13 protein-coding genes are annotated in these 24,273 nt (G+C 62.7%); 5 read left to right on the top strand and 8 right to left on the bottom strand.

All coding sequences use genetic code 11. From position 1 onward, the window contains the following. Nucleotides 1-129: 129 nt before the first annotated feature. The 5 genes from EV688_RS04250 to EV688_RS04230 all read left to right on the top strand — a co-directional run bounded on the left by EV688_RS04250 (nt 130) and on the right by EV688_RS04230 (nt 9,324). Nucleotides 130-2,532: a TonB-dependent receptor gene (locus EV688_RS04250; RefSeq protein ID WP_117317428.1), complete on the top strand. Its 2,403-nt coding sequence runs from the start codon at nt 130-132 to the stop codon at nt 2,530-2,532. A gap of 46 nt (nt 2,533-2,578) precedes the next feature. Then, nucleotides 2,579-4,165 (top strand): alkaline phosphatase D family protein, encoded by a 1,587-nt coding sequence (locus tag EV688_RS04245; RefSeq protein WP_117317430.1) that lies wholly within the window; start codon nt 2,579-2,581, stop codon nt 4,163-4,165. Between the two features lie 157 nt (nt 4,166-4,322). Further along, nucleotides 4,323-6,002, top strand: coding sequence for a DUF885 family protein (locus tag EV688_RS04240; protein ID WP_117317432.1), 1,680 nt, complete (start codon nt 4,323-4,325; stop codon nt 6,000-6,002). Between the two features lie 43 nt (nt 6,003-6,045). Further along, entirely contained in the window at nt 6,046-7,965 is a 1,920-nt protein-coding gene (locus tag EV688_RS04235) for a CocE/NonD family hydrolase (RefSeq protein WP_205686614.1), read from the top strand. Nucleotides 7,966-7,980: 15 nt separating this feature from the next. After that, nucleotides 7,981-9,324, top strand: a complete 1,344-nt coding sequence (locus tag EV688_RS04230) for a M24 family metallopeptidase (RefSeq protein ID WP_117317435.1) — start codon at nt 7,981-7,983, stop codon at nt 9,322-9,324. Nucleotides 9,325-9,390: 66 nt separating this feature from the next. Here EV688_RS04230 and EV688_RS04225 read toward each other — a convergent pair whose 3' ends face one another. From EV688_RS04225 to EV688_RS04190, 8 genes are all read right to left on the bottom strand, one after another. Continuing rightward, a complete protein-coding gene (locus EV688_RS04225) occupies nt 9,391-10,782 on the bottom strand; it encodes a M24 family metallopeptidase (protein WP_117317437.1) in 1,392 nt (463 codons plus the stop codon). 19 nt (nt 10,783-10,801) lie between these two features. Beyond that, nucleotides 10,802-12,703, bottom strand: a complete 1,902-nt coding sequence (locus EV688_RS04220; RefSeq protein ID WP_240624340.1) for a M1 family metallopeptidase — start codon at nt 12,701-12,703, stop codon at nt 10,802-10,804. Continuing rightward, nucleotides 12,700-14,931 (bottom strand): prolyl oligopeptidase family serine peptidase, encoded by a 2,232-nt coding sequence (locus EV688_RS04215; protein ID WP_117317443.1) that lies wholly within the window; start codon nt 14,929-14,931, stop codon nt 12,700-12,702. Before EV688_RS04215 ends, EV688_RS04220 begins: the two co-directional genes overlap by 4 nt. Nucleotides 14,932-14,975: 44 nt before the next feature. After that, complete coding sequence (locus EV688_RS04210) at nt 14,976-16,259, bottom strand: M24 family metallopeptidase (protein ID WP_117317445.1); 1,284 nt, start codon at nt 16,257-16,259, stop codon at nt 14,976-14,978. Beyond that, nucleotides 16,256-17,707, bottom strand: coding sequence for a M20/M25/M40 family metallo-hydrolase (locus EV688_RS04205; RefSeq protein WP_117317448.1), 1,452 nt, complete (start codon nt 17,705-17,707; stop codon nt 16,256-16,258). The genes EV688_RS04210 and EV688_RS04205 overlap by 4 nt, the downstream gene beginning before the upstream one ends. Before the next feature lie 19 nt (nt 17,708-17,726). Then, the gene (locus EV688_RS04200) at nt 17,727-19,454 is read right to left on the bottom strand and encodes an alpha/beta hydrolase-fold protein (protein WP_117317450.1); all 1,728 of its coding nucleotides are present in this window, start codon (nt 19,452-19,454) and stop codon (nt 17,727-17,729) included. A 195-nt stretch (nt 19,455-19,649) separates the two neighbouring features. Continuing rightward, nucleotides 19,650-22,574, bottom strand: a complete 2,925-nt coding sequence (locus EV688_RS04195) for a TonB-dependent receptor domain-containing protein (protein ID WP_117317452.1) — start codon at nt 22,572-22,574, stop codon at nt 19,650-19,652. Between the two features lie 218 nt (nt 22,575-22,792). Further along, nucleotides 22,793-24,259, bottom strand: a complete 1,467-nt coding sequence (locus tag EV688_RS04190; protein WP_131917550.1) for a M24 family metallopeptidase — start codon at nt 24,257-24,259, stop codon at nt 22,793-22,795. Nucleotides 24,260-24,273: the final 14 nt, after the last annotated feature.

The raw sequence follows: 24,273 nt of genomic DNA, 5'->3' as shown, positions 1-24,273 counted from the left end.
ATCAGACACATGACAGCATATTCACGAAAACGTCATGTCGCCGTAACCGGCATGTCATTTCACTTCCTTACTGTTCGCCATCCCCTGAGCAGGGGCTTCGCAACAGTACACGTTCACAGGGAGTGACACATGTCAGACATCCGCGCCTTCGCCGGCGAATCACCACGCAACGCTCGCCTTTCAGGTCGCGCCGCCTTGCTTGCCGCCATCACCTTCACACCCACGGTTGCCCTCGCCCAGCAGACCATGCTGGAGGAAATCACCGTTTACGCCCAGAAACGCGAGCAGAGCCTGCAGGACGTGGCAGCATCCGTTTCCACGATCAATGGCGAGGATTTCGACGTACTCAACATCGACAACCCCTTCGATTTCAGCGACCGTATCCCGGGCCTGGTGGCGACAGAAGTCCAGGGCTACCGACGCACCTTCGCCATCCGCGGCATCGGCAACGAAGTCCCCGATAACGCCGCCACCAAGCCGGGGGTTGCCTACCATATCGATGGCGTGTTCATGTCCAACGACTTCGCGCTTTTTCAGGACCTGGTAGACATTGAGCGGGTCGAAGTGATTCGCGGGCCGGACGGCACAATCTATGGCAACAGCTCCTCCGGTGGAGCCGTCAACGTGATTACGCGCAAGCCAGACGCGAGCGGCGCGTCGGGCTTTATCGGTGGCGAGATTGGCAGCTATTCCACGCAGAACGCCCGCGGCAGCTTCAACGTTCCGCTCTCCGATACGCTGGCCGTGCGCGTGAGCGCGTCACAGCGCACCCGGGACGGCTTTACCCGGAACATTCCCAACCCGCAGGCCAGCCCCGATAACGTGCTGGGCGCGTTCGATGACCTGGACGACGAAAACAACACCTCCATCAATGCGCAACTGCTGTGGAATGCCACAGACCGGTTTTCGGCGCTGGTCAGCCTGCAGAGCTTCGACATGGACATCAACGGGCCCGCGCTGAAGGGTGGCTTCGATCAGGTGTCGAGCGACCCGCGAACCGTCTCCCACGACACGACCGAATTCTTCAAGGTGGATAACCAGCACGCCTCGCTGATCCTCGAGTACGATGCGGACATCGCCAACGTTCGCGGCCTGTTCAGCTACCAGAATTACGAGATGAATCGACAGCTGGACGCGGACCGATCCTCTCTTACTGCCAACGATCCGGCACCCCTGCCCACGCCAGCCGGTGGGGAAATCACGCTGCTGGGACAATTACCCATACGCCAGCACGTCGGTGGCCTGACGCAGCGCGACGAGACCTACACCGCCGAGCTCAACGTGGTGTCCAACAACAGTTCGGGAAGTCCACTGGACTGGCAGTTCGGCCTGTTCCACCTGTCCACCGATGTCGACAGTGATACCCGCAACTACGTGGATAATGATCGCGACGGCCGGCCGGTGAATACCGCGCTGATCGGCTTTGGCAACCCGGATCGCGATTTCCAGAACTCCGACCGTCGCTCTTTCGAGTCGAGTGCCGCATTTGGCCAGGTCAGCTACCGCCTTACCGAGCAGCTCACTGCCACCGGCGGCGCCCGCTTTACCCGCAACAAATTCGAAGACATCCGCTGCAACATTTTCAGCGGCTGTCTGACGGCCGAGGGACGCACCGGCACGCCGGCCAGACCCAGCGAAAGCTCAGACAACCTGACCTACAAACTCGCGCTCGATTACGCACTCTCCGACAGCAACATGGTCTACGCCTCGGTCGCAACCGGTATCAAGCCCGCCGCCTCCAACAACGGCTTTGTCGAAGATCCCAACGGCACCGGCTTTTTTCCCGAGGTGTTTGAAGAGGAAGAGGTGACTGCCTGGGAGATCGGCTCGAAAAACACGCTCCTGGACCAGCGCCTGCAGCTGAACCTTTCTGCCTATTACTATGACATTGAAAACTACCTGTTCAACTCCGCGGGCCTCAGCCTGACAGGCAACGGCGTCAGCGGCGGCAGCAACCTGCCGGAATCCGAGGTCTACGGTGTTGAACTCGAGACTATTGCAAACCTGAGCGACCGGCTGCGGGTGGACTTTTCACTCGCTGCTGCACAATCGGAAATCCGCCAGGGGCGACCCGCGGTGGATCGCGCCGAGCAGGTCAACCAGACTGCCGGCCTGTCGGACCCCGCGGTCATCGAAGCCACTATCCGCGGACTGGCACAGGACCTGGACGGCAATGACCTGCCCAAGATCCCGGACCTGGTATCCAATCTGCGCCTGACCTACACACAGCCGGTGACCGGCGCCAGCCTGCAGGGCAATCTCGTGAGCAGCCTGACCTGGACCTATCGCGGCGACTATTACAACCGCGTGTTCAACTCACCACGTGACGAAGTGGATTCCTACAACCTGGTGCACCTCAACTTCCGCTTTCTGCCCAACGATGCCGACTGGGACCTGGAACTGAATATTCAGAATCTGCTGGATAATGACGCCGTGGCCTCGGTACACACCGATGACTTTTTCCAGGGTGTCACCAGTTTTCAGCTGTTGCCGCCGCGCCTTGTCACGCTGGGCGCCCGCTACCGTTTCTGAGCCAGGGAAGACACAATGCAGCAGGGTGGGATACGAGGAACAACCCATGAGTAGACAGCGAGAATCGCGGGGCGGCCTGTCACGCCGCCAGTTGCTGCGCGCTGGCCTGGGCGCTTCTGCGCTCGCCGGCGGCATGGCACCGGCGTTCGTGCGCGCCGCCGGCAATCGGGGCCAGACGCTGCCCGACGCCGGCAGCGGTGTACAGATCGGTGACCTGCGCGGCGACAGTGCGGTCATCTGGTCGCGCACCGACCGCGATGCCCGCATGCGGGTGCGCTGGTCGACGGCACCGGATTTTTCCACCATCGGGGGTGAGCATCAGCTGCACACGCTGCAGGATACCGACCACACCGGCAAGGTGCTGCTCAGCAATCTGCCGGCGGGGAGTGACATCCACTACGCGGTGGATTTCCTCGACCTGGCCGACTATCGCAGCCGCAGCGAACCGCTTCAGGGCAGCTTCCGCACACCGCCTGAGGCCGACCGCGACATTCGCTTCCTGTGGTCCGGCGACACCGTTGGCCAGGGCTGGGGCATCAACCCGGACATCGGCGGCATGCCCATCTATCAGCGCATGGCCGGATTACAGCCGGACTTCTTCATCCACTCGGGCGATGCGATCTACGCCGACAACCCGCTCTCCGCCCGCGTGGAGCTGGACGACGGGCAGGTCTGGCGCAACCTGGTCACGGAGCCTAAATCACGTGTGGCGGAGAGCCTGGACGATTATCGCGGGCAGTACCGCTACAACCTCATGGACGAGGGGCTGCGGGAGTTCTATCGCCATGTGCCGGTGATCGCGCAGTGGGACGATCACGAGGTCACCAACAACTGGTATTGGGAGATGCGCAAGAGCGAGGACCCACGCTACCGGGAGCCCTCGGTGGCGAAGCTGGCAGCGCGGGCCATGCGCGCTTTTCAGGAGTACACCCCGACACGCCGCCATCCGCTGGATCCGGAGCGCATCTACGACCGCTTCCCCTATGGTCCGGCGCTGGAGGTGTTTCGCATTGACCTGCGTTCCTACCGCGGACCCAACAGCGACGAACAGCCCACGACACTGTCTCCCGAGTCGCGGATCCTCGGCGCCGCGCAGCTGCGCTGGCTCAAGCGTGCGCTGGTGGAATCCACCGCCACCTGGAAGGTCATCGCCTCGGACATGCCGCTGGGCATCATTGTTTACGACGACTGGCAGGAACAGCGCGGTGCGGAGGCCATTGCGCTCAGGGACGGCCCGCCCGCGGGGCGTGAGCTGGAAATCGCCGACCTTCTCACGCACCTGCGGGACAACGCCGTGGAGAACCTTGTCTGGCTGACCGCCGATGTCCACTATACCGCGGCCCATTACTACGACCCCGCCAGGGCGGTGTACCGTGACTTTGCGCCCTTCTGGGAATTCGTCAGCGGCCCGCTGAACGCCGGCACCTTCGGCGGCAATCCCATGGACAACACCTTCGGGCCGCAGGTGGTCTACCAGCGTGGCGCGCCGGAGGGGACAGCGAATCTGTCGCCGCTGTCCGGCAGGCAGTTCTTCGGGCAGGTCGACATCGCCGCCGACACCCACACCATGACGGTAACCCTCAAGGACACCGCCGGCACCGCCCTGTTCACACAGGTTCTTAAGCCCGCCTGAGAACGGCCGGCTCCGGCCGGTCTCCTTCCCCGACCGCATTCTTTCCTGCATTACGATCCGGTCGCATTTTCCCGCAGTCTGACGCAGAATAAGAGAGTTCGCGGATTGTCCGGTCGCCACTCAAAAAAAGCGGCGAATACAAAATGAGGAATCGAACATGAACCTGAGCAACGTCAGAATCCTGTCAGCAGGAATTGGCTTTCTGCTGGCATTTACCGGCCTGGTCTCCACCGCAGGCGCGCAGACCGGTGATAGCCGGCCCGACAGCTACTCTGCCCTGACCGAACTGTTCACGGAATGGCGCGAGTTCGAGACGCCGCCGCTGCGCGATGGCGCGCCGGATTACACGGCCGAGCGCTTCGACAGCGCCTATCCCGAGTTCGAGGCACTGCGTGATCGCCTGGCTGCGATCGATACGTCCACCTGGCCCGTCGAGCAGCAGGTCGACTGGCACATGGTGCGTGCGGAAATGAACGGCTTTGAGTTTAACCACAAGGTCCTCAAGCCCTGGGTGCGCGACCCGGCTTTCTACCAGACTATCTGGGACCACAAGAGTGATGTCCCTGCGCACGAGGGACCGACCCACCACGCCATTCTGGAGCTGTGGACCTACGAGTTCCCGCTGTCCCAGGCTGAGGAGCAGCGAATGCTGTCAGAGCTGGCGGTCATTCCACCGCTCATGCAGCAGGCCAGGCAGAACCTGACCGGTAATGCACGCGATCTGTGGCGTGCCGGCATCCGCAACATCGAGGGCCAGGGCGATCTTCTTGACCAGATCCGGGAACAGATTGCCTCGCCCAGCGAAGCGATGACCGCCGCCCTCGACGAGGCCAGTGCCGCGACAGCGGAACTGGTCAGCTGGCTGAACGAAGAGCTGCCCTCCAAGGATGGTCCATCCGGCGTTGGCCGAGACAACTACAGCTGGCTTCTGCAGCAGGTTCACTATGTTCCGATGACCTGGATGGACGAAGTACGCCTGCTCGAGCGGGAAGTCGATCGGTCCTGGTCTTCACTCAAGCTCGAGGAGCACGCCAACCGCAAACTGCCGCCGGCACGCGCGGCAGACACGAAGGAAGAGCTTGACGCGCTGGCAGACCGCAAGGCCGGCGAATTCATCCGCTGGCTGATTGACGAGGATATCCTGCCCGAGAAGGACTACCTGGAGCCCGCACTGCGCGAACACCTGGTGGAATACGTGCCTGCGGAGACGCGCAACTTCTTCTCCATCGGTGCTCACATCGACCCGACGCCGCTGTACTCCCACTTCTACCACTGGTTTGACCTGGCACAGATGGAGTACGAGCCGCACCCGAGCCCGATCCGCCGCGGCCCTCTGCTCTACAACATCTTTGACAGCCGCAACGAGGGTACCGCCACCGGCGTGGAGGAGATGTTCATGCACGCCGGTCTGTACGCGGACAGCCCGCGCTCCCGGGAGCTCGTCTGGATCATGCTTGCGCAGCGCGCCGCGCGCGGCCTGGGTTCGCTGTATGCCCACGCCAACGAGATGGACATGGCCGAGGCCAGCCAGGTACACGTGAAGTGGACTCCCCGGGGCTGGATGGACAACGAGCCCGATCTGCTCCAGTTCGAGCAGCATCTCTATCTGCGACAGCCGGGCTATGGCACCAGCTACGTGACCGGCAAGTATCTGCTCGAGCGCCTGCTGGCACACCGTCACCGCCAGACCGAGAACCAGGACTATACGGTCAAGGACTTCTTCCGCGAATTGAACAGCGCGGGCAGCGTACCGACCTCTCTGGTGCACTGGCAGCTGACGGGAGATGACTCTGAGATCCGGCGGATCATGCAGAACGCCGGGAACAAGCCGTTCTGACAACCACCGCGGCCTGCCCCGCCTTAGCCAGGGAGAAAGCACGGTGACAGGAAACGGAACAAGACTGGCGCTGGCGGGGATACTGGCTGCCGCGGCACTGAGCGCCGCGGCACAGATCCATCTGGTCAGCGATACCGTCCGCCGCGAAGCGCTGGCGCAAGAGTCAGTCATAGAGCGCGCGCTGATGGTGCCCATGCGAGACGGCGTGCGCCTGGCCACCCGCGTCTACCTGCCGAAAGATGCAGACGGACCGCTGCCGGCCATCCTCTGGCGCTCGCCCTACAACTTCAGTGAAAAGATGGAGCCCACCCCGGGCTATTCCGATGCCAACCTGAAGTTTGCGCTGGATGCGGTCCGCCACGGCTACGCCTTTGTCATGCAGAACGAGCGCGGCAAGTTCTTCTCCGAGGGAGACTGGGAAATCCTCGGCCGCCCGCGTACCGACGGTCACGATTCACTGACGTGGATCGCCGAACAGGCGTGGTCGAACGGCAAGGTCGGCACCATCGGCTGCTCATCAACGGCGGAGTGGATCATGGGCCTGGGCAGTGAACCCCACCCCGCGCACGCGGCCGCCGTCCCCATGGGTATGGGCGCCGGTATCGGCCGTATGGGCTCCTACTACGAGCAGGGCAATTTCTACCGCGGCGGCGTCATCCAGCTACCCATGATGGCCTGGCTCTACAACGAGCAGAACCTGCTGCGGCCGCAGTTTCCCGCGGAGATGTCTGAGGAGGAACGCCTTCGCGCAGAGCGATACTATGACCTGGCGCCGACGATCCCCGGTCCCGACTGGCGCTCGGCGGCAAGTCACCTGCCGGTGGCAGAGATGATCACGGCAAACGGCGGTCCGCCCGGTGTTTTCGACGAGATGGTCAGGCGCGGCCCGAATCATCCGGACTGGTACCAGGGCGGTCTCTACCACGACGATGAGGATTTCACCGTGCCGGCACTGTGGGTGAACTCCTGGTTCGATCTCTCCGTAGCGCCCAATCTGGCCCTCTACAACCACGTGCGCGAGAACGCCAGCTCCGCTGAGGTGCGCGACGCGCAGTACATGATCGTCGCCCCTACCGAGCACTGCCACATGTACCGGCTGCGTCAGCCCCATGTGGTCGGCGAACGCAGCATGGGCGTGGTGGATTTCGGCCTTGACGAGATTGTCTACGAGTTCTTCGATCACTACATGAAGGGCGAGAACAACAGCTTCGCCCGCGGCGAGCAGCCCAAAGTCCGTTATTTTGCCATGGGCAGCAACACCTGGCGCAGCGCCGGGACCTGGCCGCCAGAGAACGCCACGACCCGCACCCTGTTCCTGTCCAGCAGCGGCAACGCCAACGGGCTGGCAGGGGACGGACGGCTGGCAAGTACAGCGCCGGAGGCCGCTGCGGCAGACCGCTTCCGCTACGATCCGCGCAATCCTGTTCCGTCCCTCGGCGGCAACGTCTGCTGTCTGGGTGACACGTTGGTCCCGGGCAGCTTTGACCAGCGTCCGATCGAGGCGCGGCAGGACGTGCTGGTCTACACCAGCGAGCCACTGCAGAAGGATCTGGAAGTGAGTGGTGCCGTCGAGGTGGTGCTGTATGTGTCATCGGATGCCAGCGACACCGACTTCACCGCCAAACTGGTGGATGTCGAGCCGGATGGCACAGCCTGGAATCTGGACGAGACCATTCAGCGGGCACGCTATCGCGAGGGCTACGATAAACCGGTATTCCTCAGTGACGGCGAGGTTGTCGAACTGCGGATCGGCCCCATGGCTACCAGCAACGTTTTCCGCGCTGGACACCGCATCCGCCTGGAAGTCTCCAGCAGCAGCTTTCCACGCTTCGCCCGCAACCTGAACACCGGCGGCGAGAACGCCATGGAAACGCAGCCCGTGACGGCGGTGAATGCCGTGCATCAGGGCCCTGAATTCCCCTCCCGCATTGTATTGACTGCTGTCCCCGCGGACGGCCCATAACGAGGATCCCCGAAAATGAAAACCCATAGTCTGATCGCAGGGCTGGCACTGCTGGGTGCCGGCATCGCTGCCAACGTGACTGCCGACGCCACGGCCTATGTCCACGCCAAAGGCGAAGCCCAGCGGCGCTGGGAGTTCATGAACCAGATTCGCGTGGAGAAGTTTGACCTGGTGCTGCCCGAGGTGATGCAGGAGAACGAGGTCGACATGTGGATTACCGTGAACCGCGAAGGCTTCGACGATCCGCTCACGGAAGACCTCGGCAAGGGCTATGTCGGCTCCTACGGCTACTACATTTTCACTGACCGCGGTGACGGGCGCATAGAGCGTGCCGTCCTTGGCGTGGGCACAGCCCTGGTGGAGGATAACGGCGCCTATGATATCTTCGGCAGCCCCGACGACCTGAAGGCCTTCGTCGAGGAGCGCGACCCGCAGACCATCGCCCTCAACATGGCCGAGCACATCGGCGCGGCCGACGGCCTCAGCCATACCAGCTACCAGAAACTCAGCGACGAGCTCGGCCCGCGCTATGCCGGGCGTTTTGTCTCGGCACAGAAGCTGGTGTCGGACTTCCGCTCCCGCCGCGTGGCCACGGAAATCGCCGGCTTTGCCCGCGCCGGCGAACTGTCGCGCAATATCGCCGAGCGCGCATTCTCCAACGAGGTCATCACGCCGGGACGCACCACCCTCGCGGATGTGGCCTGGTGGATGCGCGAACAGCAGTTCCAGAACAACCTGGGCACCTCATTCGGCATGCCCTCGGTATACGCCACCGGGCCTGACGGCATCGTCGCCACGTCCGACGATTACGTGATCCAGCGGGGTGACTTCCTGGCCATTGACTGGGGCGTCGGGTATCTCAATTTCTACACCGACATCAAGCGCCATGCCTACGTGCTGAAAGACGGCGAGACACACCTGCCCGACAGCATCCAGAAAGCCTTCGACAACGGCCGCCGCGTGCGCGATATCCTCAAGGCCAATATCAAGGCGGGACGCACGGCGGGAGACACCTACGAATTCCTCAAGACGCGGATCAACGAAAGCGGCTTCACCTACATGGAGTCCTTCAATAGTCCCGTCGACGATCCGGATGTGGTCGACGTGATCATTGGCTGTCACTCGGTCGGCAATCTCGGGCACGGCATCGGGCCCTCCATCGCATGGTTCAATCCGGAGCGCATGACCTACATGCTCAAGGAGAGCAATCTGCTGTCCATCGAACTGTTCGCCTATACCGCGATTCCCGAGTGGGGCGGCAAAAAGCTGCGCATACCGCTGGAAGATGACGCCGTTGTCACGTCGCGCGGCATCGAGTGGCTGTACCCGGTCAACCAGAAGGTGCGACTGATCCGCTAAGCTCCGGCGTTTTCCGGCGAACGTGACCGCCCTGTCCACCACAAACGGACAGGGCGGCATGAGGGATCACTGCGGCAGTGTCGCCTGCTGGCGCGGCACCAGGGTGATCTCTTTCTGGCGCCCATCCAGGTAGCGCACCGTCTCACCGTCCCAGTAGGCGTCTTCTTCCGTCATGAAGCGCACGACCTGGCCACCCCACTCGGGCACAGCCTTTTGCGCATTCAGCTCAATCGACCAGCCGGTGTTGTCACGCAGCTTATAATCGCCGCGCCCGCCGGCAATCGGCTTCTGGCTGTCCCAGGAGCCGAGCCAGGCGCCCGCGCCGTGGCCGTGAAAACCGATCGGGTGCGAATAGATCGTGCCGTCGATATTCTCACGCTCGATCGTGCTGCGCGCCGCCATGAAGATGTCATTGCCGCTGCGGCCCGTCTCAAAGGCGTCCAGGAGGGCGTCCTGGACCCGGTTGGCCGCGGCCAGTCCGTCGCGCAGCCCCAGCGGGGCTTCCGTCTCCCCTGGGCGGAGGACGTAGGCATGATGCTGCGTATCGGTGTTCAGACGCAGGTAGGTGATCCCGAAATCGACGTGCAGAAAGTCGCCGGGACGAATCACGTCACCCTCGTCGAGGCTCATGTTGGCAATGGAAAAGGCCCCTTGATCGGCACGCTGTACGTGCACGCTGGGGTGGAACCAGGTATCCAGTCCGAGATCGACCACGCGCTGACGCAGGCTCCAGCGCAGGTCGTTGGTGGTAGTCACTCCCGGCGTGATGGAGGCTTCCGAGAAGGTCTCGGCGATGATGGCATGGGCAATGCGCACAATATGCGGATAGGCCATCATCTCGGATTCCGTGCGGGTTTCCAGCCAGCCGATGGCGAGATCGTGGTTCTCGACCAGACGCCCGGCGTCATCGCCCAGCGCGTCGCGCAGCTTGCGTGACATGCCGACGCTGAGACCGTCAGCCAGCGGGAAATCCGGCGACGTATTCACGGCAACGGCTTCCGGATTGCGCTCGCGCACAATCTCCGCAACGCGCTGCCACTGGTCCGGCTGCGCTTCCGGATCCCAGGCGGCGGGGAACAGGTCGGCAACGGGGTAGCGCGCCACCGCCATGCGCTCCACGCCCTGCTCTTCCCCGCGGTCATGGAAAATCAGGATAGTGGTACGCCGCGCCGCCAGCCAGGTTGCCGGCAGCATGGTCTTCACCACCGGGTCCTCGTCGTATTCACCGGCGACAAGAATCCACATATCCACGCCCACTTCACGCATCAGTGGCGCCACCAGGGTATCGAGACGCTCTTTCAGCCACTGGTCGACGATGGCCGCCCGTTCCTTGACCGGGAGGATGTGCGGCACACGCGGATCTACAAGCTCGTGGACCTCGGCAGAAGCCAGGCTCGAAGTGGTCATTGCCACGGCCAGAGCCACGGGGGAAAGAACGTGTCGGAGTCGTGCTGTCATATCAGGGTTACCTTGTTGTTCAGCGCTGCCAGCCGTATTCCCTGGCCATGCGCGTATAGCGATCAATGTTGTACTGCACCTGTTCTTCCGTCTGTTCGTCGCAGGAGCCGATGATCGGCAGGTTGCGCAGAATCTCACTGCGAGGATCGATGATGACCCTGGCGCCCGCCGGGACAGCAATGCTGCCCGTCGCCTCGGCCATGGCAACACGAATGATCTCTCCGTCAATGCTGACGCTGACCGGCATCGGGAAGGGACGATCGCTGGGGGTGTTCCAGGTGAGCTCAATCCGCTCGTCGCTGCGTTCCACCTGCAGGTCCGGCATGCCCGCCTCGTACAGATAGGTCTCCACCAGCCAGGCCACGTCCTGTCCCGCCTCCTCACTCATGATGCGTGTGAAATCTTCGGTCGTGCGGTAGCGAGGCGCTATCGGGTAGGGCAGATCCCAGGGCTCCGAAGTACCGAACACCAGCCGGCGTGTGCCGGCCCAGAAGGCCTCCTCCCCGATATAGTTGCGCAGCGTATGCAACAGCCACGCACCCTTGGTGTAGATATCGCGATTATCAAAAGCTTCGCCGACATCCGCCACCGCGGGATTGACTACCGGCAGGCAGTGCTCATTGTTGGTGTAGGCGCCATACATGCGATCGAAGTAGCCCATATCACCGGTGGTTTCCTCGGCATACACTGATTGCATATAGGCACCGTAACCCTCGTGCAGCCAGGAATCCTGCGGTCGTGCGTGGGTCATCACATTGCCGAACCATTCATGGGCCAGTTCGTGGTGCAGCAGCTGGTCAAAACCGTGCTTGCCACGCTTGTAGCCTTCGCCGTAGCCGTTAATGGTCTGGTGCTCCATGCCCAGGTGAGGGGTTTCCACAAAGCCGACCTTCTCGTCCCCCCAGGGATAGGGACCGACCATGCGCTCGAAGAACTCGAGATCGGCAAACACCTCTGTCTCTACCAGCCTGCGCGCCTTGTCGGCGTTCGCGGCCAATGCCCAGAACTGGATCGGGTAGGTCGTGCCGTTGATGCCCGTGTAGGACTCCTCGATGACCTCGTAGGGGCCGCCGTTGATGGCTATCGCATAGCCGGTGTAGGGATGGCGCGACACCCAGCGCCAGGTATCAAAGCCGTCGTCGCCCTCCTCCACGCCATCAAGGGTTCCCACCGAGGCCACCTTCACGCCGCGGGGTGCGCTGATCGCAACCTCCACACCGTCATCCGGCTTGTCGGCGTAGGTGTCCTTGCAGGGCCACCAGAGATCACAGCCTTCGGTCTGCACGGCGGTCGCAAACCAGGGCGTGCCGTCCACCTCGGACCACACGAAGCCGCCGTGCCAGGGCGGGGCCAGCGCAATGTGCGGCTTGCCGCCGTAGTTGACGGTGACCGTGGCCGTCTCACCGGCCGCCACGGACGCCGGCAGGGTCACGGTAAAGCTGTCTTCGTTGCGGGCTACCTCAGCGGCCTGTCCTGCGACAGTCGCCCCATGCACGGACAGACCCGGATCGAGGTCCAGTTCAATGGCAGTCAGTGACTCGAGCGCCTCGAAGGTGACCGCCAGACTGCCGTCAATCGTCCTCGTCTCGGGCATGATGCGCAGGGACAGCGCATAATGCCTGACATCAAAGGCCTGCTGTAGCGAAGACAGTGCCTTGCCGGTCTTGGCGGTTTCAGGGTGCAGCGAATCCTCGAAGGCCTGGCCGCGGGCGGCAGCTTCCAGTGCTGCCACCACGGCAGGCGCCAGCGACTCTTCATCACCTTTCGACGCAGCAGGGGTTTCGGCCTGCGCGCTTTCCGCTGCCGAGGTCTGTGCGACTGCCGCGCTGCTGTCATTGTCGGCACCGCAGCCCGCCAGGGCTGCCATAACGCTCGCTATCACAAGTGCACCTGCACGGCGCGGGAGGTGTGGAAGATTCACGAACAGGCTCCTGATTTCAAGTGGCGATCGAAGTGCTCGATCAGTTTTCCAAAAAGAAAGCGGGCGTAGGGTAACTCACTGCGCCAGCCGTGGGTGGCTCCGGGCGCGATCGCAAAATCGAAATTGCGTCCCTCGCGGATAAATGCCTCTGCCAGCTGGGCCACCGTCCTGAAGGGCACCACCTGATCCTGCAGACCATGAATCAGCAGGAGATGATCTTCGAGGTTGCCTGCCAGCTCACTGGCGCGACGCGCAAAGATGGCGGGCTCGTCAGCGGGGCGGCGCACGATGGCGACATCGTCGGTGCCGAAATAGGCCGGATCCACCGCCGAGGCGGCGGCAACGCCGGCGCAGAACAGACCGGGCCGGGTGAGCAGGGTGTAAACCGTCAGCGTGCCGCCATAGCTGCTGCCCCAGATGCCGAGTCGCTCCGCGTCGACATAGGGCAGCGTGCGCACGTAATCCACGGCGCTGGCAATATCGTCAATGTCCTCGCCGGCAAAGTCCGCCAGAAACTCCTCGCGGAAGTCACGTCCGTAGCCGGTGCTGCCGCGCACATCCACCTGAACCACGATGTAGCCCTGCTGGACCAGCAGCTGCTGCGACTCGGTATACACGCCCGCCCAGCGATTGCGCACCGTGTTCGAGTACATGGGCCCGAACAGCACCGGGTAGCGACGATCGGGCTCGAGTTGCGCAGGCTCAAGGATGCGCGCATGCAGCGTGTAATCGTCGATGCCGCTGGGAAAGCTGACGTAGCGCGCACGGGCCCAGTCACGCCGATGGAACTCTGGCAGCGGCGAGGCGGTCACCTGCTGCAGATCCGTGCCAGCGGCATCCCCTATGTACAGCTCGGGTGGGCTGGTGTCGTCGCTGCTGACGATGGCGATGGCGCCTCCGTCGGGTGAAGGATAGCCGTCGTGGTGACCGGGGCGCTGACTGACGCGTACCGGCTCGCCACCGTCCAGCGTCGCCCGATAGATATGCCGTTCGTAGGGCAGCCCTCCCGTCGCCGGGTAGTACAGCTCACCGCTGTTTGTGGCCAGCCTCGGGGGCGCGAGGACATCCGCACCGGGGTCGCTGATGCGACGCGCGACCGGCTCTGGCGCGGTCGTATCCAGCGCATACAGGCCGTAATGGTCGGATTGGTCGCTGAGAAAGACAACCTCGCTGCCATCGGCACTCCAGACCGCGCCGAACTGCGTGTAAATGCGGCTGTCGCGGCGATGGTGCCAGATTTCGCGCAGCACGCCCTCCGCCGGCCTTACCGTATACAGCCAGCGATCAACCGACGTATCGGAGGCAGCGTCAATCAGCAGCACGCCGTTTGTCGACCAGGAGAACCCCACCACCTGGTTGGCCGTTGTATCCGCCATGTCCAGGAGCTGCAGCCTGCCGCTGTCCAGCGAGATGAAACCAACGCTGCGCGACTCGTTGGGATCACCGGGATAGCCCCGGCGCACGTAGTTCGGATCGGTATCGTCCGCCGCCAGGTAATCCGGGAAGGACACGCGGCGCATACCGCGCCGGTCAACGTGGTGCACGGCAATAGTGCGGCTATCCGGTGACCAGGCGTAGGTAGGGCCACCCCAGATACCGGGGCCGATTTCGCGATCCGGCCGCCGGTAGCGACCCTTATTCAGCGCAGAAATAGACGGCAGGCCGACATCCGTGAGTGCCCGGACCTCGCCGCTGTCCAGATCAAGCAGCCAGAGATCGCCCTCGCGCAGCCAGCTGACGTGCTTTCCATCTGGCGCAACAGCAAGGCTTGCTGCGCCATTCTGCGACGAGGCGAGTGAACGTTTGCTGCCGTCCAGGGTGGTCAGCCAGACGGCATCGCCCTGCAGGCTGACCAGTGTCTTGCCATCGGGCAGCCAGGCAATGTCCCGGACCGCGGCGGAATCTGCAGATGTTCCGCTATCCAGTCGCGACAGCCCGGAGCCATCGCGGCGTGCAATCCAGAGCTCTCGCTGCGTCTGCCCCGGTTCGCTCCAGAGAAAGGCGAGGTGCTCGCTGTCCGGTGACCATACGGGACGGGAGGGGGGCGTACCGAACAGGCTCGGCGTCTCGAATATCCGATCGAGGGTCAGGGGCGGCGGCTCTGCTGACACCGCGAGCACAGCTGGAAAAGTCAGCGCCAGTGCGGCGGCAGCGGCAGCCCGGCGCAGAACCGACGGGCAGCAGAAAGACCACTTGCCCACAAGAGAGGTCGCTTGCGGTAGCTTCATAGGGAAAGGCCTGTTTGTCGAGGTTTCAACCCGGTGAAAGAGACTCAGCCCACGGGCTTGTCGATACTCGGCGGCGGATCCGAGAAATAGCGCGGGCCGTCCGCCGTGATGTACAGACAATCTTCCAGGCGCACGCCGTAATCACCGGGGGCATACAGGCCGGGCTCGTTCGACAGACACATGCCTGGCTCCAGCGGAGCCGTCTCATTGCCCACGAAGTTGATCGGCTCATGCACATCCATGCCGATGCCGTGTCCGGTGCGATGCGACAAACCCGGCAGCTGATAGCCGGGACCGAAGCCTTCGGCCTCATAGAATTCCCGCACCGCAGCGTCCACCTTGCCGGCAGGCGTGCCCGGCTGAGCCGCGGCAAACGCGATTTCCTGCCCGCGGTGAACCAGATTCCACAGGCGCCGCTGGCGCGCGTCGGCCTCACCATAGACAAAGGTGCGCGAGATGTCGGAGCGGTAGCCCCCCACCGAACAGCCAAAGTCCATGAGCACGACCATGCCCTCGGCGACATACTCTGGCTCGCGTGAACCGTGCGGCAGTGCGCTGCCCTTGCCCACCTGCGTGCCGCCGGCGGGATCGTCGGCGCCCAGCCTCGCCTGCGCACTGTGCATCAGTGCACTGATATCGGGACCGGACATGCCCTTGTCGATCAGCGGATACACCGCACGATACGCCGCAACCGTTACATCGTTGGCAAGCTGCATCAGGGCAAGTTCCGTCGGCGACTTGATCATGCGACAGGCGTTGACCTCGGCCGCGGCAGAACGTACCTCCCACTCCGGGGCCGCCTCGGACAGGCGGTAGGCAATGAAGTGGCGCACCGCCTCATCCAGCGCGACCCGCTTCGGCCCTTGCCCGGAGGCTTTGAGCCAGTTCGCGAGAATGACGAAGGGGTCCTCGTCCTCCTCCCAGGTGAGCACCTCCACCGGAACGTCAACCAGCTCCCGGAGCCGGGACTCCTCGAAGGCGGGTGTGATGAAGGCCAGCCCACCTTCGGCAGTAATGAGCGCCGCGGTAATGCGCTCGCTGATCCACCACTCGACGCCGGTGAAGTAGCGCAGGCTCGAACCCGGCTCGATCAGCGCGGCGAAAACGCCGTTTTCACGCAGCAGTCGGCTGAGTTTGTCGCGTCGACTCTGCCGCTCGGCGCCGGTAATGAAGCGCGCCTCCGAGGTGATCGACGACAGACCTGTCAGTCCGGATACCGGTGGCGCCATAGAGGTGCCCGGGGCGGCGCCAGCCCGCGCCAGAAGGGGTGTGGCGACGGCAAATGCCGCCCCTGCGCGCAGGAATCCGCGGCGGGATGAGAACTTCATCGAACGTTCTCCCCACCCACGCGCCGCACCACGTAGTCCCAGTAGTCCATTTCACGGTAGAAGGATTGCAGCGGTATGCGCTCGTTGATGCCGTGGGCGCGACTGTCATCGGGCCGCACCAGCGCCAGGCTGCCGGCGCCATAGGCAGGAATGCCCGCCCGGCGATACTCGCGGCTCTCGGTGCCGCCGGAGGACATGGTTGGCTGCAGGGTAATGCCGGGGTAGTTGAGCGCCACACCGGCCTGCAGGATTTCTGTCACATCCTCGCGGATGGGTGAGGCGGGGCTCTCCACCGCCTCACGCGTCAGTGACATGCTGATGGCGTCATTGCCGATCGCACTGGCAAAGCGCTCGCGCACGTGATCAACGCCGCCGGTACCGGGCAGAATCCGACAGTTGACGGCGGCGCTCGCATCCTGGGGCAGCGCGTTTTCGGTGCGACCGGCCTCAAGCATGGTCGCAACGCAGGTCGTCCAGAGGATATTGGAATACTGCGGATATCGCTGCATCACGGCGATCGCCTGCGTATCCTCGGGATCCTTCAGCAGCGCTCTGAGCGCATCAGCCAGCTCACCCCCTTCGCGCTCGGCGATGTTTTCTGCCATCGAGCGGGTGATGTCGTTGAACTGCACCGGGAAACGCAGCTCCTCGATGGCGACCAGTGCGCGGGCGAGATCATAGATGGCGTTCTGTGGCTGGGGCACCGAGCTGTGTCCGCCGGTCCCTTTCACCTTGAGCATGAACGTGGCATAGGTTTTCTCTGCCGCCTGCATGCTGAAAGCCACCGGCGTGCCGTCAGCTTTCATGCTGCCACCACCGGCATCCGAGTTCAGCGCGTATTCCGCGTTTTTCACGTAGGGATGCTTGAGAATCTCGCGAGTGGTCTCCATTCCGGTCTCTTCATCCCCCGCAAAGGCAAGCACCAGGTCGCGGTTCGGTTCGAATCCTGCTTCGCGCAAATCGGCAAAGGTCGACACCAGCAGGGCAACGCCGAACTTGTTGTCCTGCGTACCGCGTCCGTAAAGGTAGCCGTCGATGGTGGTGGGGGTGAACGGATCTGTCTCCCAGTTCTCGGGGATAGCATCAACCACGTCCATATGGGCCATGAAGACAACCGGCGGCGCCTCGGGGATGCCCGCAGCGGGGTAGCGCACGATCAGGCCGCTGGTCATCTCACCATCAATCTCCAGCGGCACCCGCACGATGTCCTCGTCGCTGAAACCTGCCGCACCCAGTCGCTGCTCCAGCAGATCGATGAGCGCGGGGACCTGCCCATAGCCCTTTGCCGTGCGCAGAGGGATCATCGATTCCAGCAGCTCCCTTGCCTGCTCCTTGCTCTCCTGGGATACGGCGGCACGGCTGTCCGGTGCCAGCGTGGCCGACAGGCCGATACACAGTGCCAGGGACGTCGCCGCCAGAGACCTGTTTTTTTTCAGTACATACATCATTGCCTTCCTGTTCTCCCGCTCAGTAACGCCAGCTGGTCAGGTCGGCGCCCTCGGGGGCAGCCTCCTGGATTCGCTGTAGGATACGTGGCACATAGAGTGTGTTGTAGCGCAGGCGTGACACGGCGTTGGGGTTCTCGTGATCACCATTCCAGCAGTGCTCGGCGCGATCGCCATAGTCGACAACTCCCTGATAGGACGGCTGAGCGCTCTCCAGGAAGTCCTCCGTGAGGTATACCGCATTGTTCAGGTAGTAGTTGTCCATGTCGCCGACATAGAGATGAATCTTGCCCTGAAGCTTGGGTCCCAGTTCCTTCCAGTCGCGCTCCATGATGTAGCGCAGGTCGTAATTCTCGCGCCAGTACTCAGCCACCTCGGGGTCTATCTCGCCGCTACGCTTGTCCCAGATTGGCTTCGGATAACCGTCGTCTCCGTTGGGGGAGAACACCGCCTGCCAGATGTCGTACTGCTGGCCAGAGCGGGTGTTGTCGCCAAGGACCAGTTCCCAGCGGTTCTCCATTTCCATGAAGCGCGAGATATGGCCCAGATAATTGCGGCGCGACGGACGCTCGATCCGGCCGAAGGGACCTTCACGGTAATAGGCGTTGTCATCCTCGTAGATATTGACGGTGACGAACTGGCGGAAGTCGATCGGGTCGGGGCAGGCGGCGAAGGCGCCGTTGTACTCATCCGGATACTTCACCTGAACGGCCAGAGCCTCCCAGCCACCGGTGGAGCCACCGTAAACGAAGCGCGACCAGCCCTCGCCAATGCCGCGGAAAGCGTCTTCGATAGCGGGAACCAGCTCATAGGTAATGGCGTCGCCATAGGGGCCGATATTGTCGGAATTCACCGCATAGCTGTCGTCATAATAGGGGTTGCTGTGGTCGATTTCGGTAATCAGCATGCGCGGCGCGTCGTCCGAAATCCAGTACTGGTAGAAATCGTAAGCCTCCTGCTCCTGAATGCGGTTGTAGCAATCCAGGTCAAAGCGCTTGCTATAGACACACTCGGCCTCAGGGTCCGGTGGTGTCGTCTGGAAACCGCCAAAATCTGCCGGGAAATGGCCGTGAAAGATGGCCAGGGGAAAGCGTGCATCGGGCTGATCGTCGAAACCGTGGGGAACAAGAACGTGAGCGCGCAGATAAACGTCCGTACCCCAGAACTCGGACAGCAGTTCACTGCGGATCTTGATGTGCCGGACATATTCCGTATCCTCCGGCTCGTCGATCGGCGGATTGACTTCACTCAGGACAAGTCGCTCGACATCCTTGCTGTCCGGGCGGATGCTCAGCTTCACGGGCTTGCTGTAGAGGTTCCCCGGCTCCTTGCGCCAGTTCTGGCCAGCGCCCCTCGCGGCTGGCAGCTGCACCGTCTTGCCGTTACTCAGGTTGAAGGTGTCGTACTTGTGCAGCACTGCCTGCACGTAATACTCGCCCTCGGGCATATCCTTGATGCTGCGCGCCGGGAAACCGAGAACATCGCTGTCGATGAGCTCGCGACTGCCAGGCTGCCAGTCCTCGACATTGATGCCAAAAATCTGCGCCGCGTCATAGTCGGGGCTGACCTGGTCGAGCGGGTCTTTGTCGTCACTCGCAGCAATGATCAGGATGAGCCGGCCATCGTAGCTCTCTTCCGGTGATTCCCGCGGCAGTTCCACGTCGAAAATAACGGCTTGCGATCCCACTCCAGAAACAGCTAGGGCGATGGCCAGAGCCGCTTTGAAGGCGAGGCGTTTCGGTAGAGTCATGACTTTCCCCCGGACGTTAGTGACTGCGGAGCCCCCGCAAAATAGCAGCAATGCCTGTGCTGCCGACAAGAGACGGGATTCCATGGTTTTCAGGCGTCATCAACGCTATTCATATAACCACGCCGCTATCGTTGCAAACAAGTGTCAGCACTTGTGGGGTCAGGCCCCGCTGGGACCTGACCCCGATTGGGGACGCTACAGCGCCGCCCGCACGCCAGCGAAGAAGTTGCGACCCTGTGGGTCGTAAAGATTCACGTTGACGTTGAGGTCGCCGGCTGCCTGGAATGCCCAGACTGGCGGCTGCTTGTCAAACAGATTGTTGATACCGAAAAACACGTTGATCTTCTCGGTAATGTCCCAGCCACCGTTCAGGTTGACATAGACCACCGCATCCTGCGTGCCGCGCTCGTTTGGCGTCGAGTTTTCGGCCAGCTTCAGATCCCCGATGTAATTGACCTCGGGGCTCAGGCGCAGCGGGCCGGACCGGTAGTTAAAGCGCAGCAGGCTGCGGAAGTCCGGGTCCGGACGCACCGGGCCGCTGGAGCAGGTGCCGCTGTAGCGACCCGCACAATCAATCGGATCAAGGCTTTCCAGCACCTGGGTCTCGTTCGTGAACTGCCATGACGAGAAGGACTGGACGTCTAGCGTTGCACCGTGATTCGGCAGCGCCAGGAAGGCCGGCAGCGATTCAAATGCGTAGTTGATCGCCAGGTCCATGCCCTCCACCTCGCGACTCGCCAGGTTCAGCAGCGGAGCGTTGACCTCGAAGATGTTGCCATTCGAATCCCGCGTGATCGACTGGCAGGATGTGCCGTCGATGGCGCCGGTTGCGAAACAGTCGTTCAGCAGCAGCTGGCCATCCACCTGCGAGATCGCACCTTCCAGCTCGACTCGGTAGTAGTCCAACGACAGTGACAGGCCCGGCAGCATGGACGGCATCAGCACGAAGCCTGCGGTAAGGGTGTCCGCTTCTTCCTCTTCAAGGTTGGGATTGCCGCCGCTGATCAGGTCGTAGCCTGAGCGCGCACTGTCAACCAGCGTGTCGATAATGTTGGACGGTACGCCCTGCTGGACACAGAGCTGCTTGACGGCTGCCGACGGATTGTTCACCGCCAGACAGGGGTCGTTCACCGGACGGAAGCCAGCGCTCACCGGACGCAACAGCTCATCCAGGTTCGGTGCGCGGATGGCGCGGCTGTAGCCGGTGCGCAGCTTGACCTGTTCGTTGACGTCCACGTCCAGAGACCCGCTATAGGTGGACACCTTGCCAATGGTCGAGTAGTCGGCGTAGCGTGCCGCGCCTTCCACTGCCAGGCCCTGCAGCCCGAACTGGTCGTTGAGCAGCGGTATGCGCGTCTCCGCGAACACCTCGAAGATGTCGTACGCACCGTTCACGACTTCCGGGGCGATAGCCTGTGCCGCGAGGTCATTGGTCAGCTGCGCCTCGTTCGGCACAACGGAGATGGTTTCCTCGCGATATTCCGCGCCGAATGCGGCAGCGACCATGCCGGCCGGCAGTTCGAACAGGTCACCGGCGATGCTGGCGCCAGCCACTTCGCGCTCAAAGCGATTGTCGGTCACGCTCTCGCTCTGCAGGTAGGCGGCCATTTCCGGCGTCAGTGTGTCCGTGCCGAAGATGTTGACCGGAACACAGCCGCGCACCTGGGTGCGACAGCTGACGTTGCCACTGTCGTCGATGACCGCGTCAAGGCCCAGTGTGATGCCGGACTTCGACAGCAGACCGACGTTGGTCAGCGTGGTTTCATTCCTGGAGTACTGGTAGAAGGTGTCCCACGCCCAGTTGCGGTCACCAAACTCAAGGTCGCCTCGGAAGCCGCCGGTCAGCATGAACGAATCAATGTTGAACGAGAAGTTGCGCGGGCCGAATTCCTCGAATCGGCGACCGGTGTTGTTGACCACGTAATCGCCATCACCGTCGGCATCCCAGAATGCGGCGTTCTGCGCCCAGAAGCTCTGCAACTGCGGGCTGAACAGCGGGTTGGTGGCCGCCTGGGGAATCACGATCGTACCGCCGCCCTGGCCGAAGCTGGTGGGGGCCACAGATTCGGGCGCCATCTGGTAGGCCTGCTCGTACTTGTTGTAGAAGAACTGCGCGTAGGCTTCCACCTGGCTGTTGATCTGGTATCTGCCGAGGGTGCTGATCTGGTAGCGCTCCATCGGGCGCATCAGGAAGTTGTCCGCCGCGTAGTTGAACTGGTCTTCCGGCCGACAGAAGGGCACCGGCTGGCCGCCGGCGTCGAAGCGCACGCCCTGGATGGGTCCGGGGCAGGAACCGTCTGAATTGCTCAGATCGACGCCGTTGATGAGCGGGAACTGGGCCGGCTGCAGCGAAATGACCGTGCCGGGAATGTTGCCCGACCCGAAGGGCACGTATTCGCCGGTTGAACTGGTCACCAGCGGAATCGCCGAGAAGTCGCGCGCGTCACCCATGATGGTGCCGCGTTCCGAGTAGGACGCCGCGAACGTGACATTGCCGCGTCCATCGTCCGTGCCGGCGCCGAGCAGGAAGTCGAAGCGTTCCGTATCGCCGTCGCCTTCACTGGTCTCGCCACGCTGGTAGCGGAATTCGGCACCTTGGAAGTCATCGCGCAGGCGGAAGTTGATGGCACCCGCAATGGCGTCGGAACCATAGACCGCCGAGGCACCCCCGGTCACGATCTCGACACTTTCCACGAGCATATCCGGGATGGTCGCAAGGTCGGCGATACCGGTGTTTTCCGCAGGAATGTAGCGACGGCCATCAACGAGAACCAGCGTGCGCACTGCGCCCAGCCCCCGCAGGTTGGCGCTCATGGCGGCGCCACCGTACTGGTTGGTCGCACTGGTGGTATCCGGCACCAGCTGAGGCATGCGGTTGACCGTCTGCTCCAGCGTCAGGTTGCCCAGGCCCTGTATCTGCTCCATGTCCAACGTCGCGACCGGGCTCACCTCCACAAAATCGCGGTCACGGCGCAAGCGCGAACCCGTAATGACCACCTCTTCCAGTGCCGTGTCCTGTTGCGCGTACGCAGATCCGGCGAATCCTGCACCGGCACTGACCGTGCCTGCTATTACGGCGCCATGCACTGCCCGCGCCATCAAAGATCGACGATGATTCATAAGCTGACTCTCCCCGCTGTGGTTTCTTTTTTTACTGCCAACCGTAAATCTCGGCCATGATGGGGAACATGTCAACAAAATATGGTCGTATAAAGCACTTCAGGTCGCTAAGCGCACGAAATGGGCGGGAGGTAGGCGGGCCACCGCAGCGGTGGCCGAGTAACGCCGGCACTACGCGCGACAGGGGATGTCGCGTGTAGTGCCGGACAGGAAGCAAATCAGTCGAGGCCCAGGAGAGCCTCGGGCCGCAGCGCCGGTGGCTCGCGTCGCAGGGCTTCCACCTCATCAATTTCAATCGGAATGAAGCGGGTCAGCCACTCGTAGCCATCCTCTGTCACCAGTACATCATCCTCAAAGGCAACTCGCGTACCGTCAACCACCGCGCCCTGCTCGATGGCCAGCACCATGCCCGGCTGCAGCGGCTCCAGATAATCGCCGTGCTCATGCACTTCCATGCCGATAAAGTGACCTATACCGTAGGTATAGCTTTCATCCCAGCCACCGGCCTCTTTCAGCAGGCGCATGGTCATTTCCTGCAGCTCGTTCCAGGTCACGCCGGGCCGCACAGCCGCAATGACCGCCTTCTGCACATCCAGCACACCCTGATAGACCCTTCGCTGCTCGGCGGTGAAGCGACCATCGGCGGGCACCGTGCGCTGAATGTCCGCGGAGTAGTGGTTCATGCTGGCGCCAGTGTCAAAGTGCACCAGGGAGCCTTTCGTTATGCGGGCATCGCCCTTGCGCGCGGCCTCTTCTTCCGCCGTGGTCTCCCACTTCAGCGCCTCGTTCAGATTGCTCGCCGGTGACACGCCGGTGAGAAAGCCGAGACCGGCGCCATGCAGTCGATAGACGTAATCCACCGTGTGCATGACCTGCAGCGTAGTCAGTCCGGGGCTGGCCACTTTCATGCCCTCCATCAGCCCCTGTCCGGTGATCTCGATCGCGCGCAGCAGATTCTGCATGGCGAAATCGTCGAGAATCATGCGCATCGGGTCGAGCAGATCACCGGCATCGCGGACATCAAGCTCGGCGGTGGCTGCACGCAGACGGTCGACGAACGCGAGCCTGGGGTTGGCGGGTTCATTCAGATTGGTGAACCGCGGGTAATTCACGTAGAGCACCTTGGTCTGATCACCCCAGCCCAGGGCGTAATCCGACTCCACCTCCTTGAAGCGCAGCTGGGTGATGCGCAGGTTGCGATAGTCGGTCAGCGCGCTGCTCATGTGCTGCAGAAAACGCTCACGCGGGAACACGTGCTCTATACCCGACAGTCGACGCGCCTCAGCGGCGTCCATGTCCGTGTAAAGCACCTCCCGGTACTCGCTGCCACCCGGGTTCATGACCAGGATGTGCCCGGGCGGGTGCGAGTCGTAAATCCCGGTCAGAAACACGAAGTCCTTGTGCTCCGTGTCAGGCGTGTAGAACTCGTAAAGATTGGGCTGGGAGCGGTCCGCGCTGGTAATCACCGCGAGGCCCTCGCCCATGCGGCGCATGAAATCGCTGCGCCGGGCGATCGCCGCCTCGCGGTGACCCTCGCGATATTCGAGGGCAGCGAGTGAGGTATGCCCGGCGCCGTCCGCGGTCGCGGCGGGGGCAAGGCTGAACAGCAGGGGTATCGCAGCGATGACGGGAACGCAGAAGCGCATTCTCGCGGCGATCGACAGCATTGGTTTAAACACGGTCATGGTCTTGGGCACCT

It is taken from the genome of Chromatocurvus halotolerans, assembly GCF_004340525.1.
Classification (GTDB): domain Bacteria; phylum Pseudomonadota; class Gammaproteobacteria; order Pseudomonadales; family Halieaceae; genus Chromatocurvus; species Chromatocurvus halotolerans.
Note: the sequence above shows the minus strand (reverse complement) of the source record. Positions and strands in the feature narration are given on the sequence as shown.